Below are 14,265 nucleotides of genomic sequence, written 5' to 3' on the forward strand. Positions count from 1 at the left end.
GATTGTCTACTTTTGCAAATGAAAAGGAACGAAATTTGATAGATATGTGTACTTTTAAAAATATAAATAATTAATAATCATTTTTTGTGTCCACTTTGGGGAACTGCTACATAAACATACATAGAAAGCCAAAAGATTTTGAGAATATCGGGGATTTGGGTCAAAAAGATTTTGAGGAAACATTTTTTTTGCGTATATTTGCACCCAAATTAAGACATTAACAAGAAAAGATTATGAGGATATTCAAAAGAAAACTATATGATAAGTTGCTCGATTGGAAGACCAATCGAAAAGGCAAAACTGCTGTCATGATAGAAGGTGCTAGACGTGTCGGCAAATCGACTCTTGCCAAGCAATTTGCCGAGAACGAATACGAATCGTATGTTCTCATAGACTTCTCCATCGCCTCAAAAGATATCATAAAACTCTTTGATTACATCAATGACCTAGAATATTTCTTCATGCAGTTGCAGTTCAGATTGGGCGTATCTCTCATTGAGCACAAATCACTAATCATCTTTGATGAAGTTCAGAAATGCCCCAAAGCTCGCCAGGCCATCAAACATTTAGTGGCAGATGGACGATATGACTACATCGAAACTGGCTCTTTGATATCCATCCACAAGAACGTGAAGGATATCGTGATTCCGAGCGAAGAAGAAAAGATGATTCTGAATCCGATGGATTATGAAGAATTCAAATGGGCACAAGACGATACCGTCTCCTATCCACAACTCAAAATACTCTTCGATAAGAAAATCGCGATAGGAGATGCCGTAACTCACAAACTGATGCGAGATTTCCGTATCTATATGGTAGTAGGAGGAATGCCACAAGCTGTAAGCGAATATATAGATAGCCACAACCTCCAAGAAGTGGATAGAGTGAAAAGATCCATCATTCAACTATACGAAGATGATTTCTATAAGATTGACCCATCTGGAAGAATTTCCTCGCTTTTTGATGCCATCCCAGCTCAGCTCAACAGCAATGCCTCTCGCTATCAAACAGCAAGTGTCATAGGCGACAATGCAGGCACAGAAAAGGTGCTCCAGCTGATCTCTGAGCTTAGAGAATCTCGCACCATCAACATGGCTTACCACGCCAATGACCCAGGAGTCGGCATGTCACTATCCATGGATGTGTCTAAATACAAGATGTACGTAGCCGACACGGGCCTCTTCATCACCTTGGCATTCAAGGACAAAGATTTCACAGAGAACATTATCTATCAAAAGTTGATGAGTGACAAGCTGGATGCCAATCTTGGCTATGTATATGAGAACATGGTGGCGCAAATGCTAACAGCAGCTGGCAACAGGCTCTTCTATTATACTTTCCCTACAGAGACTGGCAAACACAACTATGAGATTGACTTCCTCCTCTCTCGTGGCAACAAGATTTGCCCGATAGAGGTAAAATCGTCTGGTTACAAGCGTCATGCCTCGCTAGATGCCTTCTGCCAAAAATTCTCCAACAGAGTGCTCCAGCGATACTTGATTTATACCAAGGATTTGCAGAAGGATGAGCAGACACTCTTCCTTCCGGTATATCTCACGCAGTTCTTGTAAAACAAGCACGAAATATCGGATGAAGCGAGAGATGGTTCATCAAATGAGTAGTGACATCCTGGTACTGATTGAAGCTTCATGCCATCAACATACCTGTTATCATTATGTCCTCACATATTCAGATGGATTAAATGATAAAAGCCGCTAGGATATTCTCACGCGATATCCTAGCGTTTTTTTCTTTACCTACAGGAAAGATTTTGGTAAAACGACATATTTTCGCTAAAAAGATTTTGGTAAAACGACATAAATTACGAAAATAAATTTTGGTAAAACGACATATTTTCGCAAAAAAGATTTTGGTAAAACATATTTTTCATGTAACTTATGCCCATAAAACATTGAAAATATGGAGAATATGGTATTCAAGAGAAAAATTATATAGCCAATCAATAGAGGTCAAGTCGTCTGGATACAAAACGCATGCCTCGCTTGATGCTTTCTGTCAAAAATTCTCCGACAGGATAGTAAATCCGTACTTGGTTTACACCAAAGATCTGCAGAAAGATGGGCAAACACTCCTGATTCCGATTTACATGACCCCATTCTTATAAAGCAAGAATGCGCTGGGAGCGCAGGTTTGTTACCTGCCCTCCCAGCGACAACCTTGCAAAACACAATGTCTGTTTTTATTGTACCTTTGCACCGCAGTTGGGCGATAAAAACATCATCTCGTCAGCGAGAACTTAATGCTCAAGCCGAAATCCTGTGTGGTGGTAGGATAACTGCTGCTCGACAGGAGCGGTGTGTTGGTCTGACGATCGTAATAGAAACTCATGGTAAGGAGCTTGCTGAACGTATAATCGGCAGAGAAGCTCAACTTCAAGGCATTATTTCCACTGCTGGCACTACTTGTCATGGTGGCAATATCACGAACAATAGCAGCCTGCTTGCGGAAACTGAAGTCAAGACGAAGGTTGAGATCATGATTGGCTCCACGCATCTGCTGACTGTTAGCAGTTGCATTTCTGTTGTCCTTCCTGTTGCCAGCCCCCATCTTGGCTTTCAGCTTGCGGGCACCACCCTCAAACAAACTGAAGTTGTTGATGCGATAACCCATACCGATGACCCAGTCTTTACTGAGTGCCTCATTGAGCTGCACACTCGTCATACTGAGATTCAGCACACGCGTCTGGCGATACTCACCCTTGAGAGTCATGTTATTATTAAATGTAACATCCATACCCAGCAATGGAGAGAAAGCCTCATTGATGCTCACCTGCGAAATGTTAAACATACTGCTAGGCGAAGGATTCCCCGTAGAAGCATCATTGATGAAGCCCAGACCGTTCATATACTCCTGATAGGTGCTGTAACTGTTATAACTGCCTACTGCAAAGATGCTCTTATAAGAATGGTTGATGTTAACACTCTTAAAGTGATCACGGAACCAAGGCAACTTGCCCAAACCGCTATAACGAACCGTCCAGTTAGGCAACAGTCTGCTCAAAGCCGGGAACAGCGAGAGAGAATTGCCACCCATCGAAGTATAAGCATTGAGGAAAGCCGGAATCATCACGTCACCACTATACTGATTAACAGGAGTACGGGATGCGTCAAACTTACCTCCACCCAATGCAGAACCCGCCGGATAAACAGTTCCTGCATATTGAGCTTCTACCCTATCACGATAACCCGCCAGGGAATTGACAAACTTCTCGAAAGTCTTGCTTCGATAACCGCTATTGGCATCACCCATTCCCTCAAAGGCAGTACTCAGCGAGATGGTACTCATCTGGAAAGAACCACTCTGCGTAGTAGGAGTTCCCTCATACATATACTGAATACTCTTCTGGGTAGTCTGGGTGCGGACAGCAGAAAGATCTATCTTCAAGTCCTTCACCGGCTCCAGCGTCATACGCAGCTGCAAGTTATCTGTCTTGCTAGTTGTGGCAGGTGTTGCAACAGAGTCATTACGGAGCAGCCAGTCATTCTCCCTAGCCTTACCGATATAGTCATCATCCACCAAGCCAAAGGCAAAATCGAGACCAGGCGCCATAGAACCCACCTTTTTCTGTCCGAAGGCATCACCGATACTTGGGGTGAAGCCTGGCAGCGTGAGCTGATAGCTGCTGCGATAATTGAAGCTGACATTACGGACCATCATCGCCAACCGAGCCACCGTCTGCCAGGTCTTATACCAACTCTTTTCTTCCAGCGGTTCCTTAGCCAGTACCGAGATCTTGATTTTCTGGGCACTATCCACCTTGGAGATGAGTTTAATCTGATTATTGTCCACCTTTTTATATTTAATAGGGAACAACTTGCCATCAGCAGTCTTGGCAGACACGATAAGACGCTTGCTATTCTTGCCATGACGGATGTTGAAAGAGGTATCAGGCAAGAGCGTGATTTCCTTCTCGAATGCCTTCCTGTTCTTAGGCAATGCCTTTTTAGGATCGGCAGCCAGTTCTCTGGCATCTTTCTTTTTCTTCTCCTTCTCCTGCTTCTTGCGCTCATACTGGCTTCTGGACATCGTACGATTGAACTTTTCATTTACCTTCTTGAGGAAAGGCACATGATTGTAGAGCTTGACCAGATTGAACGAACCGTTGAGGGTCACCTCGCGATGCGTATTAACGGTATTGCCATAGGAGTTGCCATTCTCATCTTCCATACCCCGCTCCCAAGAATAGTTGGAACTATAAGAAGCATCGGTGTTCACCCAGTCGAAAACAGGCAACAGGTTGAGCGGCACCTTATAGGAAGCCGTAAAACTCTGACTATAATCGAGCGGTGTACCCCAGGTTCTGACACTATTGAGCACGGCACTTCTATATACAGAATCCTTCCAGGCATGATACTGATCAGCATAAAGATCCGTATCCACATCAGGATATGGCACATCTACCTGTGCATGGGTTGCACTCTGGAAGTTCATGTGAAGATTCCTGGTCAAGTCCCAACGCAGAGCAAATTCACGGTTCCAAAGGAACTGATCGCTGAAAGTGATAGGCAACTGCGACTTGGTAAGACTTTCCATATCACGCTCCTGCAATTCATAGGTTTCATGAGTCATCTCGGTATTGAAAGCGAGATTTTGCGGCAACCAGTTCAAACCGAAACGCTTCAGGATATCGAGCCACTTACTCTTGTTCTTGATTTTCTTGAAAGGTTCCCACGACTTATATACCGGAGTCCATGAATAATCCAATGCACCCCGCCAATTGTCACGCTGCTCACGAACCGTAGTCTCACCGGTAGTATGCTGATGAGCATGACTATAGGTAAAGGAGAAGTTGGCTGGGTCGTAAGGCATCGGATGGCGCTTGGTGGCAATACCCACACGGGCATTAGATACCGAGAAGTTGGTTTGTGTAACCTTGGTCACGGCAATATTCTCGATAGAATCGCGCTCCGCCTTCGAGCCTGCAGCATCGAGAGCATCCTTCAGTTCCATATCCGTATCCATCGGATTATACTTTGGCGAAGTCTTCTCCTTGGTGACACTATAATATAAAGGTATGCTCACCTTCGCCTTGTCCGGGAAGAACTTACCCATTTCCAGCGAGGTGGTCACACTATAGGTACCATAGTTGTCGGTACTGCGGCTAGCCACGCCGTCTTCCAGACCTCCAAATCCTTCGCTGACATATCTTCCCGTAGCATTGACACTACCGAAATCAGACAGCTGCACATTGAGATTGGCATTGGCAGCCCATCCACCCTTGTTGTTATGTTCCTTCAGGCGGAGTTCATTTACCCAGACTTCACCACTCTTGATATCGCCCGAATGATTGCGCACACCAATCATCATGGTCTTCACCTCGCCAAGGCTAGGATTACCCACAATGGTCAACTTATTGTTAGGGTGCTCGCTATCGTATGCCGAGTAAGGTGCCATATAAGAAGCCATGCCTTGTGCCTTAGCCTTATTACGCTCCTTCTTGAGATTGGTAAAGATGCTGAGAGCCACATCCAGCATATTCTCCTCAGGCCAAACCAACCTGCGGTCGGCAGGCACATTACGGTTGTAATTGCTGCGTGGAGCCGTAAGGGTGAGCGGAATCTCATATTCATAATAGTTATTCTTATAGTCACTACCCAGACGGATGAAGACAGCCAGCTCCCTATCCTTCAGATTTGTGGTATTCTGCTCCAAGGCATTGGCATGGGTAAACATCTGGATACGCTTATACTGCCGGAGGTCGAGAGTAGTATTCTTGTATACCGCCTTGGCTTCTCCACTGGTCAGATTCCTGACAACAAGACTCAAAGCCTGCTCGTTGGATTCTACCAGCTGTGGCTGACTAGGATCCTGCTCACGACTGATGCCTGGAGGCAAGACGTAATTGACCGGAGTCTTCTCGGCATTTTCCTCAAGATTCACGGCACTAGCCTCCAAGGTTCCACCAGAAGCTGCACTCAACTGCTGATCATAAGTACGCCATTCACCACGTACCAGGTCGAGCGTTCCAAAGCGCAGAACGATAGGCTTCTTGAAACCAGTAAGGAACATACGCATGAAACGGATGCTGGAGAAATCATTGATATTACCCTGCCGGCTCTCGAACTCATCTACAGGAATACGGAACTGATACCAGGTAACAGACGACTTGGTATTGTCTCGCCATGTCTGTGAATATTCTCGCTTGTCCACAATATAGTTGGTACCCACAACCAAATCTTCCGGACGAATACTTACCCTATACTGGTAGTATTTCTCATATTCATTCAGCGTATAATCCTGATTGATATCTTCCACGTCAGGGGTAGACTTATAAGATGTATCATAACTCTCAGAACGGCTATCACTGTCAGGCGAGTTGCCCTGAGGGTTGTTGATATACTTGTAACGCTGCAAGATAGGAGCACGCATCTCATCCCAGTCACTGCCACGGAAATAGTGATAGTCATCACGTGCAGGGTCGGCAAAGATGCTGTCGAATACTGCCTGGTTCACCTTTCCCTGTATCTGGTCGAGATAAGCACTCTTATAGAATTCCTGTTCCTCGGCATCGGTCAGACCGTTGAAACCCACATCCTGCAAGGCACGACTGCCACTGGTTGTTGCAAAGGCATAGGTTACCGTACTCTGAGTAGGAATCTTACCCCACTGAGTATAAGTAAAGCTCTTGCTGCCATCTACAGGCATTCCGCTCTCATAGAACTTCTTACCATCCCGCAAGATATCTTCGCTAACCTCGCCCAGATTGATATAGAAATCTCCACCATATTCATTGGCATCCGGCTGTTCACGGGTATAGAGGAACGGATCCAGCAACCAGAACTCGATGTATTCAATGTTGGCTTGCTCGAAATCATTGGTATCGAGCTTACGCATCATACCACCCCAGTTGAGCTGTGGATTCTTCAATTTACCATCTGCTTGCAGGTCTTCCACATTAAAGTTATAAGGACCCGGCTCTGACGGATAGTAAGCCAGGTTGAGCACACTCAGGGTATTGGTAGCACCCTGATAACTGTTCTGCTGGCGCAATGGGAACAGCTCCTTCACATATACTTCGCGAACATAGTGATTACTGAGCTGCTTGAGGTCGCTCTTGATATGTCCAGGCGTCAAGGAACTGCCTCGACGGGTAAAGAGAGGGTCGATGCAATACCAAGCCAGACGGGAACGGTGGAAACCGCTCGTCAGTCCAGTCTTATCATTATAATCTTCCTTGAAATTGAGCGATGGCACGCTGGAGATAAACCAGGAAGTAGGTGTCATCACATCAATGCCGTTCTTGGTGTTTTCGAAGTCATCAATATAGGAAGCATTGTCCTGCGTACCACCAGCCTCTCCAGCCAACAACTGTGCAAACTCACTGGTAAAAGAGATTTGCGATGGTTGGGTAAGATGCAGGAAAGGAATCTTGTCAAGTACATTGGTAAGCCACTGGCTCTCCTTCTTCCAATTGAGATTAACACCCCAGAGAGTATTCTTCAATGGCTCAGAACCCATGGAAACCTTCGTGGTAAGGGCCTGTTCGGAAAGATGCTGCAGGGTACCACTCATCTGGAAGTTCTTGGAGAAATCATACTCCCAGTTCACACCAAACATGGTCTTGCGAGTCTGACCATAATCCGTATTACTTTCCAGGGAAACATTGACCGAAGTACCCGCATCGATGATGCTCTGGTTGAGGATGGTAACCTCACCCGCATTGTAATCTACCGAATAGTCAGTACCCTCTGTCAGGGTAACACCACCTGCGGTTACTACGACCGACCCCTGCGGAACGTTATAGGCATCCAGGGAAATGACATTAGCTGATGAACCTTTGAACTGACCCACCATCTGATACTTATTCTTTTCTGCAATCTGCCTGGCAACGGTCTTGGTACTGTCATACAGTTCGGTAAAGGCATATTTCTCAGCCGCATCCGCAGCCACTCCGTTCTTGACCAGATAATCACGCATATAACTTCCGAAAGGTTCTACTTTCGGAATAAACACGCGACCATTAGAAACGGTATAGCCTTCTACATAATCGTAGTATCCATTGCTATGTGCCTTGTTGTTGTTATCAAGTCGGTCGGCACCCAACACACGAATGATAGGCGTATTCTTGACTCTCTGTTCCGGAATATAAGACAGATAAACGCCCGTCGTATCGCTCTGGTATTTCACGTCAAGACGGAATTTCTCCTTCTCGATATTAGAGGCAAGATAATACACGTTCTTCATCATCAGGTCCCAGTTGCCCTGCTGAGGATTACAACTGGTATTCTTGAGCGACTTGACGAAAAGAGCCTGTTTGGTATCGGTGATATCAGAAGCAAACTCACCCACCTGATAAGTTACGCCACCCGATGTATATTCATAAGCCACAGCCAATACCTGGTCGGTCTGAATACCCGTCTTCAAGGAAACATAACCCAAGGCAGTATTGACGGTATACTCAGAAGAACTCAAAAGACGGGCACTCTCCAGTTTCTCAAAGTCTGCACCACCTACCAGACCAGCCCCCTCCAGAGTAGCAGCAGCCTGGTCGATATCCCTGGCAGCCACATACTGAGTAGTCATAGCCTGATACTCGGTATTGGCACGGTTGGAAGGCACCTGTCCGGTTGCCGTCCACATCGGGTTACTGATTTTAGAAGCTTCGCCAAGATCGGTCAGTGCCACGATATTTCGGGTATTGGCAGTAGTTCCCGACTTATTGGTTACCCAAATCTCCACACGGTTAATCGTAATGCCGGTAATGAGATTAGGCAACTTCTGCATCCATTCGTCATAATGATTCCTGAAATATCGGGAAAGGAAGAAGTGACGATTCTCCTCATAATCGGCAACATTGATTTCAAATGGAGTCAACTGTACGCCGCCCCTGCTGGAAACACTCTTGGATGCACTCTTCTTCTGCGAAGCCACCATCTGCAATTTCAACTTTCCAAACTGCATATCGGTTCTGACACCGAAAAGGCTGCTGGCTCCCTTGATAAGCGAAGAATTGCTGGGGAAAGACACATTGCCCGCCTCAACCAGCTTGATAATCTCATCTTCCTTGCCATCATACTTCAGCTTCATGTTCTGGGCATCGTAGTCGAAGGTGGCATCGGTGTTGTAATTCAGGTTGAGGTTCATCTTATCGCCCACCTTTCCATTCACGTTGAGATTGATCTTCTCATCGAAGTTCATCATCGTGGTTTTCCGGTTGCGGATAGGCAAAGATGGATTATCGATACTCTTCTTGTTCATACCCAGTTTCAGCTCGGCAGAACCCTGTGTCCTGACACGGATACCGCCAGGACCGAATATCTTCTCGGCTGGTCCCAGGTCGAAATGCATATCAGAGAAGTCGAACTTCTCCTTACCCTTCGCCTGATAAATCTCATCGTTCTTCTTACGGAAGAAAGCACTTCTTTCATTCATCTCAGTCCAGGAGTTATACTCTTCTGGAGTGAGCATGATAGGGGCCGAGAGCCAGGTATTGCCCATACGATTGCCGATAACGAAACGGTTGAGCGTATCGTTATAGACCACATCATATTTCATGTTGTCCGGGCGCTGCAAGTCGAGCGGACTCTGATAGAGGTCGCTGAGTGAATAAGGCTGGGTAAGCTGAATCTTCCAGCGGGTATTCAGCAAAGAATCAGGAATGGTATCATCCTCCACCTTGAAGGGTTGGGCAGAAACTGAAATCTTGCTGCTCTTTTCTTTATCCTGTGCCCCATTCTTTGCTTGCTTATCCAGCTGTTTCTGCTGGGTATTAACCGTATTCTGAGTTCTTTTACGGGTACGGTTATCCTGCAAATAAGGCATGACGAGAGCATAGCTGAAAGTAGAAACCATCAGCCAGAACAGCAACAAATATATTTTTCCCTGCCTCATTTACAGATGCTAAATTCTTTTTCCTGACATTTAATTTTCTCTCTTACCGCAACTACTTGATTTGCTTCAGAGCCAACTTCACAACCTGCTCAACCGGCAAATCTGGCTGAGCCTTCAAGATGTCGACAACCACCTTGGCAGAAGGAGCCGGAGAGAAACCTAGCATGGTAAGGGCACTCACAGCCTCATCCTTCACATCATTGTTCACCATCACAACATTGCCTCCGTTGGCAGGGAGCTCATCCGCGATGCCCAGACTCACAATCTTATCCCGCAAATCGAGAATGATACGCTGGGCTGTCTTGAGTCCGATTCCCTTTACACCCTTCAACATCTTGTCATTGCCCGATGAAATCACGTTGCACAGTTCGCTTGGCGACATCGACGAGAGAATCATTCTCGCCGTATTGCCTCCCACACCCGATACGGTGATGAGCTGGCGATAGAGTTCGCGCTCCTGCTTGGAGGCGAAACCGAAAAGGGTGAAAGAGTCATCTCTTCCACCTGCCACCAAAACCTCATGCACGTAGAGTTTTACTTCCTGCTTGCCCTGAATGGCAGTATAGGTATTGAGCGAAATATTGAGTCCGTAACCCACTCCTGCAGTCTCTACTACTGCCATTGCCGGGGTCAGTTCGGTCAAATCGCCATGAATATATTCTATCATTTTAATTTTCTCCTTACTATTTAAACACTTGGTTATACCTCTTTCATAAATTAATTATAATAATATGAACGCACGAAATAGGGATTTATTGTATCTGGCATTGGATTATATTGCCGACACCCCTATAAGAAAAAGCCTTTATCCCCTATGGAAATTGTTTTTAGAACTAGAAGAAATCTCCGTTCATAAGTTTTGAACCGACATTCAATACTTATGAACGTACATTCAAAACTTTTGAATCTACATTCAAAACTTATGAACGAAGAATTCTATTAGGTACAGGAACAATTTCCTTTAAGCGTAGAAACAATTTCCCTTAAGAGTAGGAACTAATTCCATAAAGGCTAGAAGCTAATTTCATCAGGAGCGAAAAGAAATCACTCATTATCCATCGACAAACAGAATAGGAAGAACTAAGGCATTCTCTTAAATCCCTGAAATCACGAAACTGTAAGGAATCTGTTCTAGAACCCTTACAATTCCCCCGTCATTCTACCTAGAAACTATGATTTTATTACCTTTTGCAAGTTTTATGAGTTAAAAATCTATTAAAACGTCACGTATTTCAAGAAAAAGCTATACTTTTGCAACCGGAAATAGATATCTAGAAGGAATTATTCAAAATAAACAACAATATAAAAGAAATAAATACATCAAATGAAAAAGTTTAGAGCAGCCGTAGTAGGTTACGGCAATATCGGTAAGTTTACAGTAGAAGCTCTCGAAGCCGCTCCAGATTTCGAGATTGCAGGTATCGTTCGTCGCCAGGGTGCTAAGGACAAACCAGCTGAGTTGGCTAACTATGAGGTAGTAGATGACATCACCAAGTTGAAGGATGTAGATGTTGCTATCCTCGCTACTCCTACCCGCTCTTGCCCTGAGTATGCAGAGAAGATCGTTGCACTCGGCATCAACACCGTAGATAGTTTCGATATCCACACCAGCATCCTCGACTACCGCACCAAGCAGATGGAGAACTGCAAGAAGGCTGGCAAGGTGAGCGTTATCTCTGCCGGCTGGGACCCAGGTTCTGACTCTATCGTACGTGTATTGATGGAAAGTCTGGCTCCAAAGGGATTGACTTATACCAACTTCGGTCCTGGTATGAGCATGGGACACTCTGTTTGCGTTCGTAGCAAGAAGGGTGTCAAAGAAGCACTCTCTGTTACAATCCCATTGGGCGAGGGTATCCACCGCCGTATGGTATATGTAGAACTTGAGGAAGGCGCCAAGCTTGAGGATGTGACTGCAGAGATCAAGGCTGACCCTTACTTCGCTCACGATGAGACTCACGTATTCGCCGTAGCATCAGTAGATGATGTAAAGGATATGGGTCACGGTGTGAACCTCGTTCGCAAGGGTGTATCTGGCAAGACCCAGAACCAGCGCTTCGAGTTCAACATGAGCATCAACAACCCTGCCCTCACCGCTCAGGTATTGGTTAACGTGGCTCGCGCTTCATTCCGTCTCCAGCCAGGTTGCTACACCATGCCAGAGATTCCTGTCATCGACATGTTGCCAGGTACCCGTGAGGAAATCGTTGCAACACTCGTGTAAAGACATTGAACTTTGAGCTTGGAACATCGAACTTTATGATTAGTTTTACTGGTTCAAGTTTAAAGCTCAAAGTATAAAGTATAAAGGCTCGCAAGAAACAAAAACTTCTTGCGAGCCTTTTTTAGTATCTTATGTCTTGAGCTCAAGACATAAGCTAGAATACGTTTTCACGCTTTACTTAACGTCAGTTGCGCCCTGACCGGCAATCAATGGCCAACCTGGGTTCTGGTAAACAACAGATGTAGTAAGATCGGTCTGGTCACCCGCTGCTGTCTGACGGAATACGCTCTGTGCGATAGGAGACAGATAGTGAGCAGGAGTAAAGTGATAACCATCAAATACCTGATTGTTAATCTTAGAAATCTGGTATGGACGGATGTAGTCACCACTAACGTCCTTACTACTGATATTACCCTTACCACCTTCAACATCAACCTTAGCGAGGTCGGTATCACCATCGCGCCATGTGCCCTCGTAAACAGTACCCCAGTACTTCATACCTTCAATCTGGTAACCGTTTACCTGGTCGCAAGCACGCCAGCGGATTAAGTCCTCCCAGCGGGAAGCCTCACCGATGAACTCGTCACGACGCTCACGACGGATGTTGTAAGTAGTAGCATCAACCAACTGACCATGAGAGTAAGCACCGAAGTCCCACTTAGCCTCCTCCTGCATGTTGGTAGCTGCGATAGTCTTGTTGTAATCAGGATCTACCTTGGCACGGGTGCGGAGAGCACGCCAGTACTTATCAGCTGTGGCGTCGATAGTATTGTTCTTCAACCAGGAAGCCTCCATGTAGTTGAGGAGAGCCTCTGTGCCACGGAATACAATGCTACCACTCTGACCATAGTCGTGGTTGAGCTGCTGCAGAACATCATAGTTCTTACCCTTCTTCACAGCATAACCGGTAACGATACGAGTCTCATTGTTACCCTTTACTGTCCAAGAGAGATCAACGGTATTAGCACCATCACTTGTATAGTTCTCTACAGAACCATCCATCTTGGTGAATATCTGGATACGAGAGTCACGATCCTGGAGAGTAGCCTTGATGCCCTGGTTCTCCCACTCAGGGTTGTAACCTGAACCTGCTGCATAGATAGGAAGGCCGTTGCGCATAAGGAATGAGTTAACCAATCCACGTGTCCAACCAGTACCACCACCATTACGCTGGAGCTGCATCTGGATGTTGTGAGTTACGTTAGCCTTGTCCTTATCGAAAGCACGGTACATCAAAACCTCGCTATAGCCACTCATATCCTTGTCACAGAACATGGTGTAGTAAGGATTGATACTTGCCAAACTAGCATTCTGTCCCTCTGGAGTATCCGTATTCTCTACAAGGTTATCAACGAGCTTATCACCCAATTCCTTAGAAGACTTCATAGCCTCATCGAGGAAGTGATTGATGGAAGAATCGATGTCAAATCCCTGGATATCCTCAGCCTTGCCTGGCCAACCTGGACCACCTGGCACAAACGCAGTACCCTTGTGATACTTCTCCCATGTAGCCTCGAAGAGAGCAGCACGAGAACGGAGCAGAAGGGCTGCATCGCGAGAGATGCGGTTCTTGCCACCAGGGGCAGACTCCATCAGCAGGCCGAGTGCCTTATCAAGGTCATCGAGAATCTGCTGAGCTACCTTATAACGTGGCTGGCGCTTTGAAGCCTCAACAAGAGTCTCCTTGTCATCAGGAAGAGCTGTGAGCACGATAGGGAAATCGCCAAGAGACTGCAACTTGTCCAAGTAAAGGTAAGCACGGAGGAAGTATGCCTCACCAATATAGTGGCGTACATGACTCTCATTACCGCCAATCTGCTTAGCCTCGAACTTTGGCACTACCTGGTCTAAGAAATAGTTCACCGAACGGATGTTGCCGAAATCCCAGGCACCGCCACTCTGACCTACTTTCCAGTTTCCAGGAACCCAACGGTTAGAATAACCGGTTCCAGCCTGGTTATCTGTATCATTATCGTAAGCAAAGGTACTCATACCATAGCTACCAGGGCCAATACTTGTCAATACACCATAGAGATTCACGGTGTAGGCAGCCAGGTCGTCTGCGCTTGTGAAATAAGACGCAGGTGTCACGTTGCTTTCAGGCTCCTTGTCAAGATAGTCATCGCAACTTGTCAGACCGAGCGTCGCGCCCAATAAGAGCATTGAAATATATTTAATTTTCATAAATT

Annotated in this window: 5 protein-coding genes and 1 pseudogene; 3 read left to right on the plus strand and 3 right to left on the minus strand. The window is 45.8% G+C overall.

The window, feature by feature from the left end; all coding sequences use genetic code 11:
• Window positions 1–233 precede the first annotated feature (233 nt).
• Window positions 234–1,571: an ATP-binding protein gene (locus ACTQ53_RS13950; protein ID WP_441933607.1), complete on the plus strand. Its 1,338-nt coding sequence runs from the start codon at window positions 234–236 to the stop codon at window positions 1,569–1,571.
• A 392-nt stretch (window positions 1,572–1,963) separates the two neighbouring features.
• Window positions 1,964–2,125: pseudogene (locus ACTQ53_RS13955) on the plus strand (ATPase); the annotation flags it as partial.
• Window positions 2,126–2,238: 113 nt separating this feature from the next.
• Here ACTQ53_RS13955 and sprA read toward each other — a convergent pair.
• Together sprA and ruvA are read right to left on the minus strand one after the other, a co-directional pair.
• Window positions 2,239–9,852 (minus strand): T9SS outer membrane translocon Sov/SprA, encoded by a 7,614-nt coding sequence (gene sprA, locus ACTQ53_RS13960; RefSeq protein WP_441933609.1) that lies wholly within the window; start codon window positions 9,850–9,852, stop codon window positions 2,239–2,241.
• A gap of 52 nt (window positions 9,853–9,904) precedes the next feature.
• Window positions 9,905–10,519, minus strand: coding sequence for a Holliday junction branch migration protein RuvA (gene ruvA, locus ACTQ53_RS13965; RefSeq protein WP_294968874.1), 615 nt, complete (start codon window positions 10,517–10,519; stop codon window positions 9,905–9,907).
• 657 nt (window positions 10,520–11,176) lie between these two features.
• Here ruvA and ACTQ53_RS13970 point away from each other — a divergent pair.
• Complete coding sequence (locus tag ACTQ53_RS13970; protein ID WP_117728532.1) at window positions 11,177–12,076, plus strand: diaminopimelate dehydrogenase; 900 nt, start codon at window positions 11,177–11,179, stop codon at window positions 12,074–12,076.
• Between the two features lie 174 nt (window positions 12,077–12,250).
• Here ACTQ53_RS13970 and ACTQ53_RS13975 read toward each other — a convergent pair whose 3' ends face one another.
• A complete protein-coding gene (locus tag ACTQ53_RS13975) occupies window positions 12,251–14,260 on the minus strand; it encodes a RagB/SusD family nutrient uptake outer membrane protein (RefSeq protein ID WP_294968870.1) in 2,010 nt (669 codons plus the stop codon).
• Window positions 14,261–14,265: the final 5 nt, after the last annotated feature.

The organism is Prevotella sp. Sow4_E9_plate (genome assembly GCF_052116205.1).
GTDB lineage: Bacteria > Bacteroidota > Bacteroidia > Bacteroidales > Bacteroidaceae > Prevotella.

Bases quoted from the DNA above. Each gene is read 5' to 3' on its own strand.
- ACTQ53_RS13950 (WP_441933607.1), top strand. From the start codon at position 234: ATGAGGATATTCAAAAGAAAACTATATGATAAGTTGCTCGATTGGAAG.
- sprA (WP_441933609.1), bottom strand. From the start codon at position 9,852: ATGAGGCAGGGAAAAATATATTTGTTGCTGTTCTGGCTGATGGTTTCT.
- ruvA (WP_294968874.1), bottom strand. From the start codon at position 10,519: ATGATAGAATATATTCATGGCGATTTGACCGAACTGACCCCGGCAATG.
- ACTQ53_RS13970 (WP_117728532.1), top strand. From the start codon at position 11,177: ATGAAAAAGTTTAGAGCAGCCGTAGTAGGTTACGGCAATATCGGTAAG.
- ACTQ53_RS13975 (WP_294968870.1), bottom strand. From the start codon at position 14,260: ATGAAAATTAAATATATTTCAATGCTCTTATTGGGCGCGACGCTCGGT.